Source organism: Chryseobacterium taiwanense, from assembly GCF_000813825.1.
Taxonomy (GTDB): domain Bacteria; phylum Bacteroidota; class Bacteroidia; order Flavobacteriales; family Weeksellaceae; genus Chryseobacterium; species Chryseobacterium taiwanense.
The window spans coordinates 13,854-38,256 of record NZ_JWTA01000021.1 but is presented as its reverse complement, the minus strand read 5'-3'; the positions used below and the strand labels follow the sequence as shown (position 1 = coordinate 38,256).

The following is a 24,403-nucleotide window of genomic DNA, read 5'->3' as shown; positions in this document are numbered from 1 at the left end:
TTTGGTAAATTTACGAAAAATTTAATGTCCTAATGTATCAGAAACTAACTCCTAAACAAAAAGCATTAACAATTAATCTAGATCCTACTATTTATGGTACTTTCGCAGAAATTGGAGCAGGGCAGGAGACTGTTCGACACTTTTTTAGAGCAGGAGGAGCTTCGGGTACAATCGCTAAAGCAATGTCTGCTTATGACAAAGATTTTAGTGATGCGATCTATGGAAAAGAGGTAAAAAACAGGTACGTTACCCAAAACAGACTTCGAAAAATGCTTCGTTATGAAGTAGCTTTAATTGAAGAAAGAATTTCCAGAGAAAACAATCCAAACCGAAAGTTTTTTTCTTACGCCAATACGGTAACTACCATCAATTTTGATAAGACCGTTAAAGGTCACGGTTGGGTAGGAATCCGTTTTCAGGTAAAAGAGAATGAAGATTACAACGAAATTGTTATTCATGTAAAGTTTAAAGAAAATGATGCTACTTTACAGCAGGAAACTTTAGGGAATCTTGGGGTGAACCTTATTTTTGGAGCTTTCAATTACTATGACAATCCAAGAACGTTGGTAGAATCTCTTTATGATGATGTAGCCAAAGACAACTTGGAAATTGATATGATCGATTTCAGTGGACCGGCTTTTGCATATGTTGATAACAGATTGATGTCATTACAGTTAGTGAAAAACGGAATGACAGATGCGGTAATCTTTAATTCACAAGGGAATAATATGCTTCCTGCAGATATTTTATACAAAAAGAATATTTTTGCGGTAAGAGGAAGTTTCAGGCCTGTAACAAAAGTGAATATTGATATGCTTCAAAATGGTTTGGGCATGTTTATGAAAGACGCAATCTGTACTCAGGATGAAACGGAAGTATTGATTGAGATTACTATCTCAAACCTTCGCGCAGACGGAGATATTGACGAGAGAGATTTCTTAGATAGAGTAGATGTTCTTGCAAAATTGGGGTATACTGTAATCGTTTCAAATTTCTCAGAATATTACCGTTTGATCGATTATTTTTCTACATATACAAGTGGGAATATCGGAGTTGCAATGGGAGTGAATAACCTATTGATGGTATTCGACGAGAAGTACTATAAAGATCTTTCAGGAGGAATTTTGGAAGCTTTTGGTAAATTCTTCAGAAACGGAATGAGAGTGTATTTATATCCTTATAAAGATCCTGAAACGCATGAACTCTTAGACTCTGAAACTTTAAAGGTAGGAGAGAACTTGAAAGAATTGTATAAATACTTCAAACTTAATGAGCGTATTGTAGATATTACCAACTACAATCCTGAGTTTTTGGAAATTTATTCAAGAGATATTTTGAAAAAAATTGGTTGCAATATCAAAGGTTGGGAGACACAGGTTCCTGATGGAGTTGCAGAAATGATTAAAGAACGCGGAATGTTTGGATTTAAAGAAGAACTTTCTTTAAAACAATTTTCTTAAAAATAATATATAATGTCAGAACTAAAGAAAAGACTTTCTTCTATCCTTGAAAGTCCTAAACATAATACAGAAGAGAAACTTGAAAAAGTTTGTCATCTTTTAGATCAGGAAATTTCTTATTTCAACTGGACGGGTTTTTATTTTAAGAATGGAGATAAAGACGAGTTGAAATTAGGTCCTTACGTTGGAGCACCGACAGATCATACAATTATCCCTTACGGAAAAGGAATTTGTGGACAGGTTGCAGTTTCTAACGAAACATTTGTTGTACCGGATGTACATGAAGAAAGCAATTATTTAAGCTGTTCGATCGATACAAAAGCTGAAATTGTAGTTCCTATTTTTAAAGATGGTAAAAACATTGGTCAGATCGATATTGATTCTCATACAATCGATCCGTTTACAAATGAAGACAGAGAATTGTTAGAATGGCTTTGTAATGAAGTGTCAAAAATATTGTAACAGAATATTTTATTAAAAATATAAACTCCGGCTCGAAGAGCCGGAGTTTTTCGTATTACTTAATCGAATGGATAATTGAAAAAAGCTTTTGCTTATTAAGAATTTTGATAAGCGTCAATTTCCAGAAGCAATTCTTTAAAATAGTTTTCACATTTTGCTATATGTGTTCCGTACCAGGAAAACGCTTCTCCATCTACGATCATAATTTTTTTATCAGGATAGAATTCCTTTAATTCCTCAATATGCTTTTCTTTAAAAGGAAAAGGTTCGGAAGAGAGCATGATAATATCGGCTTCTGCCAAATCTTCGGTTTGAATTTCCGGATAACGTGTTTTATCTTTAAAAATATTTTCAAAGCCAATTTCAGCCAAGATCTTATGAATAAAAGTATCTGAACCTATCGTCATATAGGGATTTTTCCATATGAGATAAGCAACTTTTATAGGGGAAGTAATTTTAGCCTGATGTAAAACTTCATAGATTTTAAGATTGAAAAGTTGAGCTTTTTCTTCTTTATTAAAGGTCTTTCCGAGGCTTTTAAGTAAATAATAATTGTCCTCGATAGTTTCTACATTGGTAACAATCACTTTAAACTCATCCATTAAAGCCTCTACCTGTTCTTTGATGTTTTCTTCCTTATTGGCAAGAATTAAATCAGGTTGTAAAGCTTTGATTTTATCAATATTGATGTTTTTTGTTCCGCCAATTACCGTTACATTTTTTACTTTTTCTTCAGGATGAATGCAGAATTTTGTTCTTCCTACAACTTCATTTTCCGTTAAGCCCAAATCAAATAATGCCTCAGTAATAGAGGGAACGAGAGAAACAACTTTCATAGTGCTATTTTAGATCTTGCCTAAAATTACAAAAGTTTGCCGGTTAAGAAAAGTCCTGCTACAGAAAAATAAATGATAAGTCCGGTTACGTCTACCAATGTTGCTACAAACGGAGCAGAAGAGGTTGCGGGGTCGAGTTTTAATTTTTTTAGAATAAAAGGAACCATAGATCCCGAAAGAGTTCCCCAAAGTACAATCATGACTAAAGAAACGCCAACGCTAAGCCCTACAAAAGGCCAATACATTCCATAATTAAAGAAACCTGCTTCATGCCAGATCATGATTCGTAAAAAACCAATAATTCCCAAGATGCTTCCCAAGAATAATCCTGTGAAGATTTCTTTTTTCATAACGTACCACCAGTCTTTCAACCCGATCTCCTGCAGAGCCATTGCTCTAATGATCAATGTTGCAGCCTGAGATCCGGAATTACCTCCACTAGAAATAATTAAAGGGACAAATAAAGCTAAAACAACAGCCTTTTGAATCTCATCTTCAAAATAACCCATTGCTGAAGCCGTTAACATCTCTGAAAAGAATAGGATAATCAGCCACATTCCTCTTTTCTTCACCATTTCGATCAAAGAAGTCTGTGTATAAGGAACGTCAAGGGCTTCAAGTCCCCCGAACTTTTGAATATCTTCAGTATTCTGTGATTCTATCTGATCTAAAATATCATCAATCGTTACAATTCCTACCAGAACTCCAGCTTCGGTGATGATCGGAAGTGCGGCTCTATCATATTTTTCAAAATATTGTACAGCGTCTTCTTTTGATGTGGTCGTTGCAATAGCAACAAAGTGATTGTCGGTGATATCAGATATTAGTGTGTCTTCCTCTGCCAATAATAAACTTCCTAATGCAATATCATCGATCAAACGGTTTCTCTCATCAACTACATACAGATAGTTCATGGTTTCTACCTTGCTTCCCACTTTTTTTATCTGTTGAAGGCACTTTTTTATCGTCCATTCCTTACGGATTTGGATGTAATAAGGCGTCATCAGACGTGCAATAGAATCAGAATTATATCCTAAAAGTTTCAGTGCAATTCTTCTTTCCTGTGGATTAAGGTGATTGATGGAATATTTGATCAGTTCATCCGGGAAATCCTCAAATAAAGCAGTCCTGTCATCAGGAGTCATGGCATTCAAGATCTCGGAAACTTCATCGCTCCCGATACTTCTGATTGTTTCTTCCTGAAAATCAGGGTCAAGATGTGAAAAAACATCAGCTTTGTATTCTTTTGGAACTTTCAAAAACGCCAAAAGCCTCTCATCAGCGGGAAGTCCACTAAGAGTTTCAGCAATGTCGGCAGGATTAAAGATAAGTTCGTCTCTAGAATTCAAAACGTGAAATTTTTGGATATGCAAAAATAATTTAAATTTTCAAGAAACGGGAATAATGAATGAAATTTAAGGAATATTTAAAGACTAGAATTCGGAATCAGTAGTAGATCTTATTTTCTTTAGTTTTTTTAAAATCCCTTTCATAGCACCATTGGTTCCTATTTTTATTGAATTTTCTGTAGAGCCTAATAGACGCATATTTTTACGATAAGTATCGTAATCCGATTCTGTAAGAAGATTCCCTGTAGCATCATAAAGCTTCATACTTACTACAACCTGATTTGAAAATACGTATTTTCCTAAACCTACTTTAAAATATTTCACTTTGGGAACGATAGCAAAATCAGTTGCATTATTGCTGCAATAATCGATGATGGTTTGTTTGTCGATGCTATCATAAGGGATTTGCACTTCAGCTCTCAGCATTTTGTTTCTTTTCATATTGCTGGTATTGTCAGAAACAGTACTGAAAAATGCATTGTTGGTAGGTTCTTTTATTTCCTCAATATCCGGCTCAACTTCAGGATTGAAGTAAAGGACTTTCTTAATTTTATCATCGGAAGTTTTTTGTGCTTTCATTGAAGCATTTCCGATCAATAAAAAAGAAGTAATGGCTAATAAAAATAAAACTCTTCCCATTTGTAATTTCGATTGCAAAATTACTGTCTTTTAATGGGATGACATAATTTTTTTAAGAAATTTTTAACATTTTTTTCTATCAAATTCCATATATGAAATCAATAATGTTTGCAGAATCAAAATAAAGTCGTAATTTTGCAGCCGTTACATAATAATCATTAAACAATATTGGAATGTACTTAACAACAGAAAAAAAAGCAGAAATTTTCGCAAAACATGGAAAATCTGCACAGGACACAGGGAGCGCTGAAGGACAAGTAGCTCTTTTCACTTTCAGAATTAACCACTTATCTCAGCACTTGAAAGCTAATCGTCATGATTTCAATACTGAAAGATCTTTGGTGAAATTGGTAGGTAAAAGAAAAAGTTTATTGGATTATCTTAAGAAAAAAGATATTACAAGATACAGAGCTATTATCGCTGAACTAGGTTTAAGAAAATAATCTGTAAAGATTTTCAAATAAAAGCAACTTCGAAAGAGGTTGCTTTTTTTGTGACTTTTTGTTAAAAATGCAACGAATGATTGAATTTTTAAGATTTTTCCTCGGTTTTCTTAAATGAATATTTAAATTTGTTTCTTTTTTTTAATTAAGATTGATTTTGAAGAATTTTTATACTTATTTTTTGGTTTTATTATCCATTTTATGCAAAGCACAAGAAGCAGACTCTTTAAAACCAAAACTTTGGACAGCCAGTGCAAATGCCGAGTACGGAATGGTTTTACCTACCAATATTCATTTAAAAAGTTATCCTCATAAAGCTTTTGCAGCCTATTCTTTTGAATTTCTAAAACAGACCAATGGAGAGAAGGATTGGGAGTCTTTGTATAATCATCCACAAATTGGAGTAGGTTTTATAGCTTTTGACTTCCTTCAGAATAGACAGATGGGAAGTCCTTTTGCTATTTATGGGATATATAATGCTAAAATTAAACAATGGGGGAGTCTTAAATGGTATCATAATATCAATTTAGGTATTTCTTTTAATTCAAACCCTTTTGATCTGGACAAAGGATATTATAATACTTCTGTCGGCTCAAAAACGAATATGTTTATAGGTTTAGGAACCGGATTATATTATGAAATTGGAAAACATTTTGATTTGGGAATGAATCTTAAATTTAATCATCTTTCCAATGGTTCGTTGAAAATTCCGAATAAAGGATTGAATAGTGTTACGCCTCAATTAAGTTTGGTATATTATCCAGAAAGAGTATCATTAAAAAAAGCTGATACTATTACTCTTAATAAAGAAAAATACAATACATTGGAGTTTTCAGTATTTGCAGGAAGAAAAGATGCTTTTTATAAAGGAGAAAGAAGAGATGAAGTAAAGCTATATGATGGATTTGATTACTCAATATATGGAGCGGAAGCTTTCTATTTACGTCAATATTCAGCTAAATCAGCTTATGGAATAGGTGTAGGCATCACTCAAGACGAAGAATATAATCACAGTATGTACGTATCTGATAGTACCGTATATCAGAAAAAACGTTTTTCAAAAAATCAACTGTTATTTAGTGTTATCCCTACTTACCGTTTAATGATTGGTAATTTATATGTGAATGTTGGAGCTGGATATTATGTGCTCAAAAAAACAACAAAATATGATAAGACAGCTTTCTTTCAAAGAATAGCATTACAATATCAATTTACGGATCGTTTATTTGCTTCATTCGGGATCAATGCGTATGATTTCCATGTTGCCAATTATCTGGAATGGAAATTAGGATACACTTTTTCAAAAAAAGTCAGGAAGTAGAAATTTGAATGTATTAGTTAAGGTAAAACCAAGGAGAATAAGTGCTTTTTTAAACAGCTGAAATCGTTTTGTTTGAATGCAATTTTCATCTAAAAAAAGGTTTTATCCAAATAATACATTAAATTTGCAAACGAAAATTTAAAGAGTTTAAATAATAATCGTACTCAATACGGAGTACAAGAGACGAAAATTTATGAGTATACCTCAAGCGTTTACAGAAACGATTACTCTTGCAGACGGAAGAGAAATCACATTAGAAACGGGGAAATTGGCGAAGCAAGCTGATGGATCTGTGGTAGTAAAAATGGGTGGAACAATGCTTTTAGCAACTGTTGTGGCCAATAAAGAAGCAAATCCTGGAGTAGATTTCTTACCATTAACGGTAGATTACAGAGAAAAATTCTACGCAGGTGGTAGAATTCCTGGAAACTTCTTCCGTAGAGAAGCAAGACCTTCTGATCAGGAAATTTTAACAATGCGTTTGGTAGACAGAGTTCTACGTCCGCTTTTCCCCGAAGATTTCCACGCGGAAGTTCAGGTAATGATTTCATTAATTTCTTATGACGGACAAACAATTCCTGATGATTTAGCTGGTTTAGCGGCTTCTGCAGCAATTGCAATTACCGATATTCCTTTCGACGGACCAATGTCTGAAGTAAGAGTGGTAAGATTCAATGGAGAATTGGCAATTAACCCAAGTTATGAAGCTTTAAAAGATTCAGAATTGGATATTATGGTTGGAGCTACTAAAGATTCAATCGTAATGGTAGAAGGGGAAATGAAAGAAATTTCTGAGCAGGAAATGTTAGAAGCTATTAAATTCGCTCATGTTGAAATTAAAAAGCAAATTGAAGCTCAAGAAAGATTAGCAGAAAAAGTAGGAAAAGCTTTCCCTAAGAGAGAATATTCTCACGAAACTCACGACGAAGAAATTCGTGAAAAAGTTTGGAAAGAAACTTATGATAAAGTATATGAAGTAGCTAAAACTCCTTCAAGCAAAGAAGAAAGAGGTGATAAATTCAAAGCGGTACGTGAAGAATTCCTTGCTCAATATGCAGATAATGCAGAAGAATTAGAAAGAGTAACACCTTTCGTAAAAGTATATTATCATGATGTAGAAAAAGAAGCAATGCGTCAGATGATCCTAGAGGACAATATCCGTCTAGATGGTCGTGATCCTCAAACGATCCGTCCAATTTGGTCAGAAATTGATTATCTTCCGGGAGCTCACGGTTCTGCAATCTTTACAAGAGGAGAAACTCAGTCTTTAACGGCTGTTACATTAGGTTCTGTGAAAGATGCGAACATGGTGGACAGCGTAATCACTCAGCACGACGAAAAATTCTTCCTACACTATAACTTCCCTCCATTCTCAACAGGTGAAGCAAGACCTTTAAGAGGAACTTCAAGAAGAGAAGTTGGACACGGAAACTTGGCTCAAAGAGCTTTACAGGCTGTAATTCCTGAAGAAAATCCATACACAATCAGAATCGTTTCTGATATCTTGGAATCAAACGGTTCGTCTTCAATGGCAACAGTTTGTGCAGGAACATTAGCATTAATGGATGCAGGGGTACAAATTACAAAACCGGTTTCTGGTATTGCGATGGGATTGATCACTGATACAAAATCAGGTAAATTCACAGTACTTTCTGATATCTTAGGAGATGAAGATCACTTGGGAGATATGGACTTTAAAGTAACAGGAACTGCAGATGGTATCACAGCTTGTCAGATGGATATCAAAATCCAAGGGCTTTCTATGGATATCATGGAAAAAGCTTTAATGCAGGCAAGAGACGGAAGATTACATATCTTAAATAAAATCACTGAAACAATTGCTACACCAAGAGAAGATGTGAAACCTCACGCTCCGAAAATGGTAGTAATGGAAATTCCGAAAGACTTCATTGGTGCTGTAATCGGACCTGGTGGAAAAATCATTCAGCAAATGCAGAAAGATACGGAAACGGTTATCGCTATTGAAGAAATTGGTGAGATCGGACGTATCGAAATTGCAGGAACAGACAGAGAGAAAATCAATGCTGCGGTTGCTAAGATCAACGAAATTACTTTCGTACCGGTGATAGGTGAAGTTTATAAGGGTAAAGTTGTAAAAGTAATGGATTTCGGTGCTTTTGTGGCGATTGCTAAAGGAACTGAAGGGCTTCTTCATATTTCTGAAATCGAATGGGCTCGTTTAGACAAAGTTCCTTATGCAGAAGGTGATGAAGTAGAAGTGAAGTTCATGGGGTACGACGATCGTAAGAAAATGAAACTTTCTAGAAAAGTTTTGTTGCCAAGACCTCCAAGACCTGAGAAGAAAGAAGGGGAGCAAAGAGCTCCAAGACCGGAAGGACAAGGGAGACCTGAAAGACCAAACAGACCAGAAGGACAAAATCAAGCTAAACCAGAAGGTGAAAAACCGGCTGATCAGGCTTAATAAATAACAAAAACCATCGAAATTTCGATGGTTTTTTATTTTATATATATTTTCTTGCATTTTAAAGAAAGAGGTTTAATAAAGCGAATTGAGACTCAATTATTTAAATCAATATCGAGTTGCTTTGTGTCTTTATTTTTCGTATATTTGTACATTATCTTAAAGACAGGTTCTCTGCTTTTCGCAGTGTTGTAATTATTTGAAATATCATTTCTTTATTATTTTTCATCTTTTTCTATTGTTCTCAGAACAATTATTCAAATAAAAAGGCAACCGGAAAACATATTACATCTCTTTTAGAAAGATGTATTAATATTACAAAGTTTGAATATTATACCTTATTTAAACTTAAAATAGTACTCAGTAACAATTAAATTTTAAAAAATATATGGCGGATTCTTTCTCTAAAAAAGAAAATTTCAAGAAAAAACAGCAAAAGCTAAAAGAAAAAGCTTTACGTCGTGAAGAACGTAAAGAAAATAATGACAAAGGCAAAAGCCTTGACGAAATGTTCATGTATGTAGATGCAAACGGACAACTGACGTCTACACCACCTGATAACGATGAAAGAGCGGAAATCTCTCTTGATAATATTCAATTAGGTGCAGCTCCAATTGAAGCTGAAGAAACTGTAAAAACAGGAATCGTAACTTTTTTAAGCGAAAAAGGATACGGATTCATCACGGAAGATAAAACAAAAGAAAATATCTTCTTCCACAATAATAACTGCATCGATCAGATTAAGAAAGGAAATAAAGTATCTTTCGAAAAAGAAAAATCTCCAAAAGGATTTTCTGCAGCTGAAATTAGATTGGTAAAATAATTAATCCCACATAAGATTAATTTCTCAGATATAGTAGAATCCCTCAGAAATGAGGGATTTTGTATGTTTAATAGGAAACGAAATTTTAGTTATCTTTAAACAAAAACTTATGAAAAAACTATTCATTCTCTATTTTCTCAGCTTCGTTTCTTATTCTTTTGCTCAAACGGTAAATGATGTTCCTATCAGAGATATTGATGTTGATTACGTTCAGATTATTGGCACCGGAAGATCATTAAGTACAAAAGTAAACGTGGAAATCGATTTCGGACAGGAAACCAAATCAATTTCTTTTAAAAACGGAACGAATATTAAAGATGAAAGAGGACGAAATATGAAGTTCAATTCGATGATGGATGCGCTTAATTTCATGTCTGCAAACGGATATTCTTTTCAGTTTGCCTATACAATGAATGATGAAAAGGATAAAGCAGTGTATTATATTTTGAAGAAAAATAAATAAAACAAAACCACCGAAATTTTCGGTGGTTTTTTATTGTGTCCGTCATTGCGAGGAACGAAGCAATCTCAATTATCCATTCCCAACTCTCTGTTTTAAATCATCTGCGCCGCCTGTTTTCCTAGGCTGTCCGGATTTTCCTGATCCAAAATTATAGGTATAAGAAAGTGTTGCCACTCGAGTGTCACGTCTTACAATAAAGTTTTCTACGTAGCTCGTATAGATATTTCTTGCTTCCGGATTGCTGGTAAAGAAAATATCGTTAAATGAGAATTTCAGTGTACTGTTGTTTTTAAATTTCTTTTGCGCTCCAATATTTACAGACCACATTGGTTTCAGGAACATATATGCATACACTTCTTTTGCTTTATAATTTCCGGTTAGTTCTGCGGTAAATCCGTTTCCTAATTTGAAAGAATTGATGCTGTTAAGATCAAAAGTGAAATTTCCTTGATTTTTAATAGATGTATCAGCAATATTTCCTGTGTAACTTCCGTAGTAGAAGTTTGCGCTATTGTTCATATCCCACCATTTTGCCACTTTTACAGGTGCGATCAGATTCAGTCCGTAATAGGAAGCGGAGCTAAGGTTTTCATTGGCCTGAACTACCACCGTTTTTCCATTTTCTATGGTTGGTTTCAGCACATCGGTAATATTATTCTTGGTTTTACTGTAGCTTAATGTCGCAAAATATTTATTACTAAAACTATACGTAAACTCATAATTCATCGTAGTTTGCGGATTCAGATCAGGATTTCCGGCCTGATAAGTCGTAAGATCCAGATAGAATTTAAAAGGATTCAGCTGTTTATAAGTTGGTCTTGTAATTCTTCGGCTGAAATTGAGCTCAACTGTATTTTTATCATTTACATCATAAGAAAAAACAGCACTCGGAAACAGTTGTGTATAATTCTTTTTGTTGATTTGATTCGTTGTGATCTGATTTCCGGTAATATTGGTATTCTCTATTCTCAACCCAAAATTCACTTTAAATTTATCCCAGTTTTTAATCAAATTTCCATAAACCGCATTGATGTTTTCTTCATAAATAAAATGATTGGTTTTTGAGTCATCAAGAACTAAATTTCCTGAACTTGCATTAAAAAACTGAAGATCATTATCCGCTTTTACGAAACTTGTTTTGATTCCGGTTTCCAATTTCCAGTTCTTTTTAAACACCTTTGTAAGATCAGATTTTAAGGAATATATATTCAGACTTCCACCCAAATCTCCTTTCAGATTATATGGATTTGGATTAAGAGAAGTTGATGGGAAGAGATTTCCATTAACATCATAATTATTGGTAATAAAGTTCTGCAAAGAAGTGTTGGAATAGTTGATATAATCCAAATCCGTTGTAAGCTCGGAGCCCAGAGAATCAATCGTAAGTTTATGATTAAGATTAAAAGATACATTTTTCCAGTGATCTCGGTTGTTACTTTTGGTATTGGAAGTTCCTGAAGGTTGATGGTTATTATCTAAAATCAATGTTTCATTATTGCTTGTCGGATCAAATCTGTTGCTGATAAAACCTACTGAGAATCCGAGAACATTTTTATCATTCATATAATAATCCATTCCGGTTTTTGCGATGTGATTTCGGAAATTCATTTTCAGAAAATTATCCTGAATATAACCTTGCGTAAAATTTCCGTTATCGTAAAAACTTCTGTCGAGAAGCAATTTGTTGTAAAATTCACGGTAGGCAAAACTGTAGTTCGCAAAAAGATTTACTTTTTTATTTCTATGATTGATGTTAAAACTGTTGTTATTTTTAATGTATTTTCCAGTTCCCCAAGCAGTTGAAATGCTTCCGTTTGTTCCCCTTCTCTGATCTTTTTTAAGCTTAATATTAATTATTGAAGTTCCCGCTGCATCGTATTTTGACGACGGATTGGTAATAAACTCTACTTTTTCAACACTTGAAGACGGAATTCCACGAAGATAATTGGCAAGATCAGTTCCTGTCATAGGAGTATTTTTTCCATCGATTTGCACCAGAAGATTTCCTTTTCCGCGAAGGCTTATATTGTCGTTGTTGTCGACTTTCACACCCGGAGCTTTTTCCAGGACTTCAAATGCTGAGTTTCCGGTACTTGCAATACTGTTTTCAACATTGAGGATCATTTTGCCATCCTGTCTTTCAATGTAAGGTTTGGTTTTAGTAATTGTTACTGCTTCAATGATTTTTTCGTTTAATTGAATAGAAGGAAGGGTAGTATTTCCTGTCACGGAAATGTTTTCAGATTGATAGGACTCTGCTCCGTTCTTATTGATCTTTAACAAGTAATTTCCGGATGCAAGATCATTGAAACTGAAATTTCCTTTTGCATCTGCAATTTCTGTTTTTACCAATTTATTTTCAGCATTAAACAGATTGATTTCCATCTGATTTACCTTATCGGAATCTATTTTTCCGGATAAAGAATAATTTTGTATTGATTGAGCTTTCAACATGGTGAACATGGAGAGCAACCAAATAAAAATGAATATACATATTCTGATCATAGTGTTTATTTTTTAGGGTTAAGACAGTTTTTAGATATTTTGAGTAATGCATTGTTCATGATTTCCAGTTCTTCTTTAGAAACACCTTCCAAAGCAAGCTTTCGGTTTTCTTCTACAAGGTTCTGTACTTTTTGTATGATTTCTTTTCCGGATTCTGTGACCTCAAGATTGGTTTTTCTACGATCATCAGGATTTTGATTTCTGATAATGTATTCAGACTTTACCAGTAATTCAATAATTCTTGTCACGGATGCATTGTCTTTAAAAACAAGATCTCCAATTTCATTTTGTGTAATTCCCGGATTTTCCAATATCGCTTTAATAATCAGCCATTGATCGATCGTTATTGTAAATCCATTTGCTTTTAGTTGCCTTTGAGCATAATTTCTATACGATCTGATCGCTTTGTCGATATTGTAAAATATGATTGAATTTAATTTTTCCATGGTAAAGATTGTATTTAAATAATAATGACTAATCAATTATTGATATGTTAATTAATTTGTAGAAACTGAACTAACTTTGTTACAATGAATCAAAAATTATTTTGTAGAAAAAGAAAAACCACCGATTTAATGGTGGTTTATGAGGATTTATTGATAAAGGTTTTCTCTTATTTCAATTAAGATCTTTGTGGTTTTTTCTAAATCCGGATAATCCGGAAGGGTAGAAATAGAGTGATAATGCTCAATCGATCGGATGAGATCTTCCGCTTTTTTCATTACATTTTCATACGACCAGTTTCCGGCTTTGATGTCTAATAATTCATCACGATTTTCTACACGGATATTTAAAGAATTGGTTTTAAAGATCTGTTTACAAGACTGCAAAAGTCTGATCGTATGCATCATGTTTTTGCTGTCGTAGTTTTGCCCATGATGTTGATTGACGTTGTAACGGTCTTCGTTTCGCTCCGAAACCCACTTCCAATATTCACGGTAATCTTTGCAATACGTAGAATAAGCATCGAGGTTGCAGAAGAGATAGGCAATCGGTTTTTCATCTTTAGGAACAGACGAAACCGAAACCTGATTGGCTTCTTCATTTTGGATAATTCCTTTGTAATTTAAATCTCCCGATTCGTTGTAGAAAAGAGCAAACATTCCTTTGGTATTGTCGATGCTCACCAAACCGCATTTTTCCTGAATTTTTCCGTTTTCAGAAAGCCATTTTTTCAAAGGAATTGAACCTTGATTCTGTAAAATATAACAAAAATCAAGAATAGATTTTCTTTCTTGAGCAATCGGGTTTAGGATCTTTTTGTTGAGTCCTTTTGCTTTTTTGATCTGTGAAATCGCATAACCTGCAAACGTATCTTTACAAAGCTTGGAAAGGAAATCTTCAGGTTTCAGCAAATCCATCAACGGATTTTTATGTTGAATACAATCTTCCGGGCTTGCCAGAATTTCTAAAATATTCGGATTGTTTTTCTGTAATAATTCAACCAATCTTCCGATTTCATAATAGGTAATGTCATTCGTTTCATTGGAGATTTGCGGAATATAGTTTAAACCAAAAAAATCTTCTTTCGGCAAATAATATATTCCACGGATATCTGTGTCTGAGTTTTCCGTTGCGAGTCCGAATGAGCGGCTTCCGGAGATGGCTTGGAAGAGAATGAGGTTTTTATTTTTTATGTCATGTAATTTCATTTTTCATATATTATGATTTTCATTTTGTAAAATCTTATATAATAATTTGTAACTAATTAATCTTTATTATCGTCTAACAATTGTTTTAATAATTTTTTTGTTCTAATCAATTCTTTAAACACATTATTTGTAGCAAGTTCAGCCCTTCTCTTAGAAGTACTATACTTCGCTGTAAGATGTGTACTCATTTTAGTAAATGTCTCAAGAAAATCTGCAGTTCCTTCTATTGCTGTTTCTACAGAAGAAATAAAATTAGGTATATTCTCGAGTAATTCATTTTTATTATTTTCATCAAATGAATTTGAATTGATTGTTTTGTAAATAATTTCAGAATAAGATTGTATGCTATTGCTGATAGATTCTCTAAATTCAGCTAAAAGAGCTTCAAAATCGTTAGAATATTTATCTAAATCATCAGCATAGTCATTTGAAACCTTTTTTGCTTTTGTTAAACGTAATCGTTCATCTTTAATATTATTGATTCTATTTAATTGCCTCGTTCTTTCATTAGTTTTGGTACTAAAGAAATTCATTACTAAAGTTAATTTATTAGTTGATGAAGCCAAATCAGATAAAAAGCTATTTGTTTTTTCAATATCTTCTAAAAAAATTTCAATTTCTACATTATAATCTCCTTTGTCGATTTTCATGGCTAATAATTCATACTTATCAACATCTGTTATTTCTGATGAATTAATATCTTTTTTTTGTTGTGCTGATTTTCTAACACTTCTTTTCTTTTTTGAAAATTTATCTCTAACTAAATTTGCTAAATTGATTTGAGCTAAGTTTTTTAAATCCTCTGTTTTTTCAAATTCAGAATATAATATTCCATCTTCCTTTGATATTTTGTCTTTAAAGGTTTTTACTTTTTTAAGCTGTTCAAGATCTATATCATATATATTTTGATTTCCTTCTGTTTTAAAATACATCATAATATGAGTATTTTCTTTATCATTTTCATATTTCTTTTTTGCATTTTCATATTCTTCAAGTGTTCCTGATTCATATCGATTAGTAGGTGTTCCAAACCGCTGCCAGAAAATTCCGATAAAAACATCGTATTCATCATTAATTTGTTCATTAATGACATCTTGTGCGTCGATTCCCTTTCCTGGATAAGTATTTCTTTCCCAATTGATAATTTCGAATTTTATATTTTTATCTTTACCTATTAATAGATCTAAATCATCTTTTAAAGCAAAAATCATTTCTCTTTCTGCTTTAACATCACCAGGAGAAGCTAAAAAAATTCTAAGAACATTTATTTTTTTCATATTATTAAAAGTATTTTATCAAATATATATCTAATTTATATTGAATAATTATGTGTTCCCGTAATTGCTTAATTTTTAAAACAACTCTCCACAATCACCTCCAAAGCCTTTTCCGCATCACAAGCATACAAACCTGAACACCAAGCCGGATTCGCTTCAATCAAAGCCCAACCTTTTCCTTTGATAATTCCGAAATCCAAAACAATTGCTTTTGGAAGCGTTTCAGAATATTGTTTCATGAAATCATTGAAAAACTTAAATAGATCTTTTTGTTCCGTTTCAGAAAGCGGATTGGTATCGAAAACATCGTTTCGCCAATACGAAGAATGAGTTTTTATTTCATTATTTAAAACAAAACATCTCACTTCAAGTTCCCATTCCACGACTTCCGAAGTGAAAACAGTACTTTCTAAATCCAAAGTGTCAAAACCTTTGATATTGGTAACTTTATCGAAAACTCCGGCTTTAAAATTTTTAAAATCAGAACATTTAATGAAAATATTTTCTTCATGTATGAAATCCTTCAGTTGTCCGTATGAAATTTTACGTTTTATAAACTTCTCCGAAATCTTTGAAAGCCAGTTATCGTCTGGTTTTGTTAAAGTTAAATTACACTGTTCTGCAACAATTTCTGCGTAAATATCTTCGCCATACACTGCAATCACATCACTACGAAATTCTTCGGGAACATTCCATTTTGCATTGAAACGGCTCAATTGATAAGGTGAATTGAGCGATGCTTTTTTCAGGTTATTGCTGTCTTCCGTGTACATGGGAGACAGGGCGACTATATTTTTCATGATTTTTTAATTTATTTAAAAATATTACCGATTTCTTCGCTTACTGACCTGTAATGATCTAGTATGTCGTAGTTTATTTTAATTCCTTGATGTTCAATTTCTGTTTCCATTCCATGATAACATCCTGCATAATATCCTTTTTTATCACTTGATAAAATTAGAAATTCTGCTCCTCCACAAGTAGCATATATGTTTAGTCCAATGATTAGATAATCCTGATTTCTTCCCAATTCTTCGTAGCATTGATCTACAAATGCAATGTTCATATGCTGAGCTTCAAATCTATTTTCTTTAAGAATAAATTCAAACTTACTATATTCAATAATTTCCTGAAATTTTTCTTGGTCAAAATCTTTATCATATAGTTCCAAATATCTTTCAATCATATATAGGACGAATTTTTCTGTATAGAAAATTTCTATATAAGGCTCACCTTCTATCCAAAATGGATGATATAAACTATTATTTTTTTCAATATTAAAATAGGTGAACAATTTTTGATAAACGTCAGGAACGATCAATCCATACTCTTTTTTCAAAAACTCACATCTTTCAGTAAAAGGATGAACAGTCGTCTCTTTTTCCATTATTTCTATTTTGTTTTCTTCTTGGAAGTCATTTTTCAAAATATCTATCTCATTATTTTGAATCGTTTTTTTCTTTTTTAAAAAATTGAATATTTTCATTATGTATTTTTAAAGTTCTAGTATTTCTCTAAAAACCCTCTCCATCTCACCTTTATCTCCATTTCCCCCTTTCAGACTTTTCGCTCTTTCCTCACTATCCAGTATCATGTTCTCCAAAAACCCAAACAATTCCCAGTCATTAGGATAATAATAAGATTCTCCTTTTGTGGCTTTTAAAGCAATCAAGTTTTCTATTTTAGTTCTCGTAAAATCATCTACCAAAACTAGTAATTCACTGAACAAAACTGGCGGAACGGTTCCTTTTTCCAAGATCCATTTTCCGGTTAATGTAGTTCGAAGACAGTAGAAATAAGATTTCAGTTTTACTTCATCGTTTCTGCAGGCTTCCAGATATTTTTTGCTCATGCTCAGATAGTGGTAAGAAACCGCTATCGGAGAAAAACATTCATCCGCCAAAGGTTTGAATAAATCGTAAAATTTTTCATTTTTCACATACACGATAGGGGAGTAAAACCAACTGAACAAAGCCGCATTCGATTTCAAGAGCAAGTGAAAAGTCTTTCTCAAATCCCATCCGGAACCATCCAGATCGTCTTCGGTCATAAATTCTATCGTTTCATCCTTCTCCCATGGTGAAAGATACCAGTCTTTTTCGTGTCGGTAGATAAAGCGTATATCATAATCGCTGTCAGGTGAGGCAAAACCCCAGGCTCGACTTCCGGATTCTACGGCAAGAAGTATTTCTATACCACGTATTTTCTCAACTTCTTTTAATTTCTCTAGTATTTTTGGTGTCATTGTTTTTAATTTATAATGCAAAGTAAAAGAGGATATGCGCAATGTTTTTACGTTGTTTTTTTGCATTTGAGAGTTGTTGTATGGAAGATTTTAATCTTTTTAACGCAAAGTTTTTATTTTGCGGGATAACTTTATTTAGTGAGCAAAGAAGAATCAACAGAGTTGATTTGATGAAGCTATATTTTCACGCTTCGCGAAGCAAATTTTATTTGCCTTTGCCTTCTAAAAATAAAACGGATGAAAAGAAAAGCTTTGCGTTATTTCATATTAAGAACAAAGAAAATAGATTGAAAAATTAAATAGCTGTTTAATACCCAGAATTTAGTAATTTGCATCCCATCATTTACTCTAATAAAAAGACAAAAAACTACATTACATCAATGTTAGCAGACGAATTACAACACAAAATCGATTTCAAGACAAAACCATTAGGCGCGTTAGGATTTTTAGAACAATTGGCTCATAAAATCGGAATGGTTCAGCAGACAACTTCTCCTAAATTAGTCAAACCTCATATGGTTGTTTTTGCAGCCGATCACGGAATTGCAACAGCCGGAGTAAGCGCTTATCCACAGGAAGTTACTTATCAGATGGTGATGAATTTTTTAGGAGGTGGAGCGGCGATTAATGTTTTTTGCAGACAGAATGGAATTGATATAAAAATTGTAGATGCAGGAGTCAATTTTGATTTTCCGGAAGGCTTGGATTTGATCGATAAAAAAGTCAGAAAATCCAGTAGAAATATTTTAGAAGAACCTGCTATGACTATTGAAGAATATCAACTGGCATTAGAAAACGGGAAGTCTGTTGTTAAAGAAATTGCTGAAACAGGCTGTAATATCATCGGTTTTGGGGAAATGGGAATTGGTAATACTTCGGCTTCTTCGTTAATGATGAGTCAGCTATTTAATATTCCGATTGCGGATTGTGTAGGAAGAGGAACCGGTTTAAATGACGCTCAGTTGCAGAATAAAATTGATCTCCTTTCAAAATCAATAGCAAAGTATCCGGATCTTGAAACGGTGGACGAAATTGCCCAAACTTTCGGAGGATTGGAAATTACTCAGATGATGGGGGCAATGGAAGAAGCGTACCGACAAAATATGCTGATCCTGATTGATGGGTTTATTGCAACGGTTGCCATTTCTGTCTTATTTAAAAAGGATCCTGAAATTGTAAAGAACTGTATTTTCTGTCATGTCAGTGATGAATATGCACATATCAAGTTACTAGAATTATTAGGACAAAAAGCATTGCTGAATCTTAATCTGCGAGTAGGAGAGGGAACAGGCTGTGCATTGGCTTATCCGCTGATTCAAAGTGCGGTCAATTTCCTGAATGAAATGTCGAGTTTTGAAGATGCGAATGTTTCAAATAAAGATTAAATGAAAGCTGTAAAGAATGAACTGATCTACTTCGCGACGGCGCTGATGTTTTTCACCCGGATTCCTGTTCCGTTCAAAGTTCCCTATTCAAGTGAGATAATGAACAGATCTCAGAAATATTTTTCATGGGTGGGATTATTGGTTGGAATCATCAATGCGGCTATTTTCTATCTTTCCTTTCAGCTTTTTAACCTTGAAATAGCGATTGTTTTAATGATGATTTCGAGTGTTTTGCTAACGGGGGCTTTTCATGAAGATGGATTTACTGATGTTTGCGACAGTTTCGGAGGCGGTTATGGTAAAGAGAAAATCATGACCATTATGAAAGACAGTCGGGTAGGAGCTTATGGAGCGATTGGAATCATTCTATTATTTGCTTTAAAATTTTTGAGTATTCAGAAGTTAGGAAGCCTGGATGTAATGAAAACATTAGCTGTTATTATTTTTGCCCATACTTCAAGCCGGTTTATTTCGGGAACAATGATTTATACGCATCAATACGTTACGGATATTGACGTGAGCAAATCAAAACCATTGGCGAATACACCTTTGGATGGACAGTCTTTATTCATAAGTTTTTTAGCAGTTCTTATTGCATTTTCATTACTTCCTGATTGGAGATTAATCCCTGCTTTTATATTAGCTTATATCGGAAAAATCTACTTGGGTTGGTATTTTAAAAAACATATTGGAGGGTATACCGGTGATTGTTTGGGAACCGTTCAGCAGGTTTGTGAGGTTTTATTCTATTTAGGAACAATCATCGTATGGAAATTCATTTAATTCGCCATACCGCAGTAGAAAATCCTGATCATTTGTGTTACGGATTTGCTGAGATGCCTTTAAGAAAAGACTTTGAAGAAGATTTAAGGGCTGTTCAAATGGATAAAGATTTTGATGTAATAATTTCAAGTCCGTCTCAGCGTTGTCAGTTATTGGCAAAATATTTTCGGCTGAATTACGAAACGGATGAAAGAATCCGAGAAATGAATTTCGGCGATTGGGAACTCAAAAAATGGTCGGAAATCCCGGAAGAAGAAATCAATCCTTGGTATGAAGATTTTATTACTATAAAAGCCAAAAACGGAGAGAATTTATTGGAAATGCAAACCCGTGTCTGTGAATTTTGGAATGAGTTGATTTCAAAAGAAAATATTGATAAAGTCTTAGTTGTTACTCACGCCGGAGTTATTCGGTTGATCCTTCAATCTGTTTTGAAATTTCCTTTGGAAAATATGTTCAATATTCAGATTGATTATGGGAAAAGAACTGTTATTGATTTGAGAAAGGGATTAGTTTCTATTAGAAATATAAATTTATAAAGCTCTCGCAGATTGAGCAAATTAAGCAGATTTTATAAACACAATCATCTGCGAAATCAGCATAATCTGCGAGAGAATAAAAACCTTGTAAATCATTATAGTTTACAAGGCTAATTATTAATTATTTATTTAAAGACAAAAGAAATATTAAGCTTTTCTAAACTTCTTCTTTTTCTTCCAAGGCGCATTCTTCTGAACATCACCCGCCATAATACATCCGTAAGGCATTACTTCATCCAAAACTTTGCAAAGTCCGTATTCTTCAATCTGTGCTCTTACATTTTTAGCGCTTTTGTAAGCTGTCGGAAGTTCAGAAATATCAATTTCATTCGAGAAAAAACGGATATCTAATCCTTGGGTTTCCTCTGCAAAAACTTCTTCAATCGTCTTATGAGCTAAAGATTTTTTATGCTGACTTCTGCTGAAATTTCTTCCCGCTCCGTGTGGCGCAAAACCAAGATTTCTTTCATTCGTTTTTCCTTGAACAATTAAAACGGGTTCTGACATATTTAGCGGAATCAATCTTGGTCCCGTAATATCCGGCATAAATTTATCATCCAAAGGTGTTGCTCCTTTTGCATGGTAAAACAAATCTCCATCCTTGAAAACAAAATTATGCTCATTCCAATATCTGTCTTCTTTTTCAATTCCCAGTTTATTTAAAGTCGCATCATGAATAGAAGTATGGTTTTCTTTCGTCCATGTTCTGATCAGTTGAAGTGCTTCCCAATAGGATTTTCCTTCTTCCGTTTCGTACGGAATCCAAGCGTTTTCTCTCAATGTTTCAGGCGAAATTTCTTGTCTAAATCGATTCGCTATTTTCATTCCTTTATCATACAAAGCAGCTCCCGGAGCTCTCGATCCGTGGTGGGTCACCAACATTGTATTTCCGGTATTTTTTGAAATTCCGACAAATAAGAAGTGGTTTCCGTCACCTTGAGTCCCCATATGAGAACGGGCGATGCTTATCAGTTTCTCATCATTAAGGAAATCATTTTTTCTAAAAGCATCCATTAATTCCTGAGACATTTCCATTTGTTCACCTCTTGGTCTTCCTCCGTATCCGAAATGCGTGATAGAATGAGCAGCATCCAATACTTCTTTTGGATCCGCTTTTCCAAAATCCGTCAACATTACCGAACAGCAGATATCTGCACTATGGAATCCCGGATGAATCGCATTTTTCGCCACCACAACTCCCCCAACCGGAATCTGACCAACCGGACCTGTCGGACACGCATCGGGCATGATGGCACCAGAAACTAAAGTTGGTGTTTTCATCAACACTTTCATCGTGTTGATTACTTTTTCCACATTGTCATTTTCACTTTCATGTTCAGCTCGGATGTTGATGACAAAATCTTTTGCCGTTTCATGAAGCGGAATTAGTTCCGGTTGTTTGAATTGTTCCAAATATTCCTTAATTTGATTATCATCCAGTTTATTTTCGTTGATATACGCAATGGCTTCTTTAAACCATTTTGCGGATCTATATCCTAATTCGATCAAGTTGTTTCCATTAAATTCCATGTGTTCTTTTATTTTGTTGATGCAAAGTAATTACTTAAATGCGCAATAATTTTGCGTAGAATAATTTATTTTAATTATTTTTGATAAAATTTAAATAAAATGTTATTCGAACAATTAGAAAAGTCAGCAGAAGAAATTCAGTTTAAAGAAGTGATTACATTTATTGATGAGCATTATGATTTTACTCCGACAAAATTTACAAACGGTAATTTAGTAAATGAAGCAGATCAGAATAATGGATCTTGTAAAGTTTTTAGTTTTGCTAAATTAAATGACCTGTCAAAAGAAGAAACTCTTTCTCTTTTCGGGGCTTTTTACAGAGAAGATGTTTTGCAAAATCCTGAAGGAACAGACCATCAGAATATCAGAAATTTTATGAATTTCGGATGGGATGGGATTTCTTTTGACGGAAAACCTTTGGTGAGAAAGTAAATTGAGATTCACCTGCTTTTTGAAAGGAAAATTAAGAGCCTGTTTAAATTTGATTGATTCTTAAAAATGACCATTCATTTTTTTGACGCAAAGATTTTATTTAAGGACTGATTATTATGAAGTGAGTAAAGAAGAATCAACAAGTTGATTTTATGAAGCTGTGTTTTCAAGCTTCGTGAAGCAAATTTTATTTGCCTTTGCTCCCTAAAAATAATGGGTTGAAATGGAATTAAAACTTTGCGTTAAAAAATAACAGAATCATAAAAATATTAAATTTAAATAGGTTCTAAAACTTTAATAATGGAATACAAACAAGAAAAAATATTTTGTAAAGGAAAAGTCAAACTTATTACAGAATTAAATGAATTCAGAATGTCATTATGGATTAATGGTTTTGTACTTGACAATGTATTGACAGGTGAGGAAATTATTCCAGTAATTTCAATTTTCAATCTTGATGATATTGAAGAGATTGATGAAGAAATTTTAAAAATAAAGTTTAGAATTTATCCAGATGGTTTACAATATTATGTGGTAGAAGTAAATCCATTTTTGAAAAACTTTGTACATGAAGACAAAATGTATTCAATAGACAATTTTTTTAAAACTTTTACAGGGGAAGAGTGGAAGTAATCGTTTTGAGAAAAAGATATACTGATATAAACTAATTTTTCTGGCAGATGAAATACAAATTTAGTTTTAAGTTTAAATGTATTTCAGCCTTTATTTTAATTTAAAAACTCAAAAAATGTCATCCAATAAAAATGCCCTGATCCGATATAAAACTTTAGATAAATGTCTGAAGAATAAATACAAAAAATATACTTTGGAAGATTTGATCGACGAATGTTCTGAGGCGTTATTTGAATTTGAAGGAAAAGAATCTTTTGTAAGTAAGAGAACTGTACAGCTTGATTTGCAGAATATGCGAAGTGAAAAATTTGGGTATGAAGCTCCAATTGAGGTGTATGAAAGGAAATATTACCGCTATAGTGATCCTGAGTATAGTATTCATAATATTTCGGTGAATGAAAGTGATCTGAAGGCGATGAATAATGCAGTGCAGATCCTAAAGCAGTTCAAGGATTTTTCGATGTTTAAAGAAATGAACGGGGTGATTCAAAAACTGGAAGATTCTATTCATTCGACCAACCAGAAATCGATTATTCATTTAGATAAAAATGAACAGTTAAAAGGTCTGGAACATATTGATATCCTTTATGACGCAATTTTAAATAAAAAAGTCTTAAATATAATTTATAAAAGCTTTAAAGCGAGAACATCAGATTCTTATGTTGTTCATCCACAATTGTTGAAGGAGTTTAATAATCGTTGGTTCTTGATTTGTTCGAATAAACACTATGTGTACAATCTGGCTTTGGACAGAATGGAAGACATTCAGATTGAAGAAAAGATTGAGTATATTGATATGAATCTTGATGGTGATGAATATTTCAAAGATATTGTCGGAGTGAGTGTTTCTCCAACAATGGCTTCGAGAAATGTGGTGTTTTTCGTAGATGCTGCGAATGCACCTTACGTTAAAACAAAACCTTTTCATGCAAGTCAGGAGATTGTAAGTGAAACCCATGAAGGAACGATTTTCAAAATCTGTGTCCAGTTGAATTTTGAATTGGAAAGACTGTTGTTAGGTTTTGGTGAATCTTTGGTGGTTCATAAACCGAGAAAACTAAGGCTCCGACTACAGGAAAAGTTTATGGAAGCTCATAAAAATTATAAAAATCTTGTCATGGATGATGAAGACTAAAAATTCGATTAAAGGTTTATGGCTTGAAAATTGTATCTCTTAAAAACA

Annotated in this window: 24 protein-coding genes; 13 read left to right on the top strand and 11 right to left on the bottom strand. The window is 33.3% G+C overall.

Annotation, left to right across the window (positions count from 1 at the left end):
• Positions 1-32 precede the first annotated feature (32 nt).
• Positions 33-1,460, top strand: a complete 1,428-nt coding sequence (locus RM51_RS18090) for a hypothetical protein (RefSeq protein WP_039372905.1) — start codon at positions 33-35, stop codon at positions 1,458-1,460.
• A 12-nt stretch (positions 1,461-1,472) separates the two neighbouring features.
• Positions 1,473-1,922: a GAF domain-containing protein gene (locus tag RM51_RS18085; RefSeq protein WP_039372904.1), complete on the top strand. Its 450-nt coding sequence runs from the start codon at positions 1,473-1,475 to the stop codon at positions 1,920-1,922.
• A gap of 95 nt (positions 1,923-2,017) precedes the next feature.
• Here the strand turns inward: RM51_RS18085 and RM51_RS18080 are convergent, their stop codons facing one another.
• The 3 genes from RM51_RS18080 to RM51_RS18070 all read right to left on the bottom strand — a co-directional run bounded on the left by RM51_RS18080 (position 2,018) and on the right by RM51_RS18070 (position 4,764).
• Positions 2,018-2,758: an ABC transporter substrate-binding protein gene (locus tag RM51_RS18080; protein ID WP_039372903.1), complete on the bottom strand. Its 741-nt coding sequence runs from the start codon at positions 2,756-2,758 to the stop codon at positions 2,018-2,020.
• A gap of 26 nt (positions 2,759-2,784) precedes the next feature.
• Positions 2,785-4,107 carry a magnesium transporter gene (mgtE, locus tag RM51_RS18075; RefSeq protein ID WP_039372901.1) on the bottom strand — a complete coding sequence of 441 codons (1,323 nt, stop codon included), beginning with the start codon at positions 4,105-4,107 and terminating at the stop codon, positions 2,785-2,787.
• Positions 4,108-4,191: 84 nt separating this feature from the next.
• The gene (locus RM51_RS18070) at positions 4,192-4,764 is read right to left on the bottom strand and encodes a pyruvate decarboxylase (protein WP_228375831.1); all 573 of its coding nucleotides are present in this window, start codon (positions 4,762-4,764) and stop codon (positions 4,192-4,194) included.
• Between the two features lie 155 nt (positions 4,765-4,919).
• Between RM51_RS18070 and rpsO the strand changes: the two genes are divergently transcribed.
• The 5 genes from rpsO (at position 4,920) to RM51_RS18045 (ending at position 10,239) form a co-directional block, all read left to right on the top strand.
• On the top strand, positions 4,920-5,189 hold the full coding sequence (rpsO, locus tag RM51_RS18065; protein ID WP_034704056.1) for a 30S ribosomal protein S15: 270 nt from the start codon (positions 4,920-4,922) through the stop codon (positions 5,187-5,189).
• 157 nt (positions 5,190-5,346) lie between these two features.
• On the top strand, positions 5,347-6,510 hold the full coding sequence (locus tag RM51_RS18060; RefSeq protein WP_131667100.1) for an acyloxyacyl hydrolase: 1,164 nt from the start codon (positions 5,347-5,349) through the stop codon (positions 6,508-6,510).
• A gap of 193 nt (positions 6,511-6,703) precedes the next feature.
• Complete coding sequence (locus RM51_RS18055; RefSeq protein WP_039372895.1) at positions 6,704-8,953, top strand: polyribonucleotide nucleotidyltransferase; 2,250 nt, start codon at positions 6,704-6,706, stop codon at positions 8,951-8,953.
• Positions 8,954-9,341: 388 nt separating this feature from the next.
• Positions 9,342-9,776 (top strand): cold shock domain-containing protein, encoded by a 435-nt coding sequence (locus RM51_RS18050; protein WP_039372893.1) that lies wholly within the window; start codon positions 9,342-9,344, stop codon positions 9,774-9,776.
• Between the two features lie 109 nt (positions 9,777-9,885).
• A complete protein-coding gene (locus RM51_RS18045; protein WP_039373106.1) occupies positions 9,886-10,239 on the top strand; it encodes a hypothetical protein in 354 nt (117 codons plus the stop codon).
• Between the two features lie 69 nt (positions 10,240-10,308).
• Here the strand turns inward: RM51_RS18045 and RM51_RS18040 are convergent, their stop codons facing one another.
• From RM51_RS18040 to RM51_RS18010, 7 genes are all read right to left on the bottom strand, one after another.
• Positions 10,309-12,744, bottom strand: coding sequence for a TonB-dependent receptor domain-containing protein (locus tag RM51_RS18040; RefSeq protein WP_084111214.1), 2,436 nt, complete (start codon positions 12,742-12,744; stop codon positions 10,309-10,311).
• A 5-nt stretch (positions 12,745-12,749) separates the two neighbouring features.
• Entirely contained in the window at positions 12,750-13,190 is a 441-nt protein-coding gene (locus RM51_RS18035; RefSeq protein ID WP_039372888.1) for a MarR family winged helix-turn-helix transcriptional regulator, read from the bottom strand.
• Between the two features lie 147 nt (positions 13,191-13,337).
• The gene (locus tag RM51_RS18030) at positions 13,338-14,396 is read right to left on the bottom strand and encodes a nucleotidyltransferase domain-containing protein (RefSeq protein ID WP_039372885.1); all 1,059 of its coding nucleotides are present in this window, start codon (positions 14,394-14,396) and stop codon (positions 13,338-13,340) included.
• Positions 14,397-14,452: 56 nt separating this feature from the next.
• Positions 14,453-15,673: a DUF4062 domain-containing protein gene (locus RM51_RS19230; RefSeq protein ID WP_052248564.1), complete on the bottom strand. Its 1,221-nt coding sequence runs from the start codon at positions 15,671-15,673 to the stop codon at positions 14,453-14,455.
• Between the two features lie 68 nt (positions 15,674-15,741).
• Positions 15,742-16,473, bottom strand: a complete 732-nt coding sequence (locus RM51_RS19225; protein ID WP_052248563.1) for an ATP-grasp domain-containing protein — start codon at positions 16,471-16,473, stop codon at positions 15,742-15,744.
• Positions 16,474-16,484: 11 nt separating this feature from the next.
• Entirely contained in the window at positions 16,485-17,159 is a 675-nt protein-coding gene (locus RM51_RS18015) for a hypothetical protein (RefSeq protein WP_039372883.1), read from the bottom strand.
• A 9-nt stretch (positions 17,160-17,168) separates the two neighbouring features.
• On the bottom strand, positions 17,169-17,918 hold the full coding sequence (locus RM51_RS18010) for a nucleotidyltransferase domain-containing protein (protein ID WP_039372881.1): 750 nt from the start codon (positions 17,916-17,918) through the stop codon (positions 17,169-17,171).
• Between the two features lie 380 nt (positions 17,919-18,298).
• Here RM51_RS18010 and cobT point away from each other — a divergent pair, with 380 nt between their 5' ends.
• From cobT to cobC, 3 genes are read left to right on the top strand one after another with little or no spacing between them, the layout of a single operon-like run.
• Complete coding sequence (gene cobT, locus RM51_RS18000) at positions 18,299-19,303, top strand: nicotinate-nucleotide--dimethylbenzimidazole phosphoribosyltransferase (protein ID WP_039372876.1); 1,005 nt, start codon at positions 18,299-18,301, stop codon at positions 19,301-19,303.
• A complete protein-coding gene (locus RM51_RS17995; RefSeq protein ID WP_039372873.1) occupies positions 19,304-20,086 on the top strand; it encodes an adenosylcobinamide-GDP ribazoletransferase in 783 nt (260 codons plus the stop codon).
• Positions 20,071-20,625 carry an alpha-ribazole phosphatase gene (gene cobC / locus RM51_RS17990; protein ID WP_052248562.1) on the top strand — a complete coding sequence of 185 codons (555 nt, stop codon included), beginning with the start codon at positions 20,071-20,073 and terminating at the stop codon, positions 20,623-20,625. Before RM51_RS17995 ends, cobC begins: the two co-directional genes overlap by 16 nt.
• 147 nt (positions 20,626-20,772) lie before the next feature.
• Here cobC and RM51_RS17985 read toward each other — a convergent pair whose 3' ends face one another.
• Positions 20,773-22,155 carry an RtcB family protein gene (locus RM51_RS17985; RefSeq protein ID WP_039372871.1) on the bottom strand — a complete coding sequence of 461 codons (1,383 nt, stop codon included), beginning with the start codon at positions 22,153-22,155 and terminating at the stop codon, positions 20,773-20,775.
• Between the two features lie 99 nt (positions 22,156-22,254).
• Here RM51_RS17985 and RM51_RS17980 point away from each other — a divergent pair, with 99 nt between their 5' ends.
• The 3 genes from RM51_RS17980 (at position 22,255) to RM51_RS17970 (ending at position 24,355) form a co-directional block, all read left to right on the top strand.
• Positions 22,255-22,587, top strand: a complete 333-nt coding sequence (locus RM51_RS17980; RefSeq protein WP_039372868.1) for a HopJ type III effector protein — start codon at positions 22,255-22,257, stop codon at positions 22,585-22,587.
• 300 nt (positions 22,588-22,887) lie between these two features.
• Complete coding sequence (locus RM51_RS17975) at positions 22,888-23,220, top strand: hypothetical protein (RefSeq protein ID WP_039372866.1); 333 nt, start codon at positions 22,888-22,890, stop codon at positions 23,218-23,220.
• Positions 23,221-23,335: 115 nt separating this feature from the next.
• Positions 23,336-24,355, top strand: a complete 1,020-nt coding sequence (locus tag RM51_RS17970) for a helix-turn-helix transcriptional regulator (protein ID WP_039373095.1) — start codon at positions 23,336-23,338, stop codon at positions 24,353-24,355.
• Positions 24,356-24,403 lie beyond the last annotated feature (48 nt).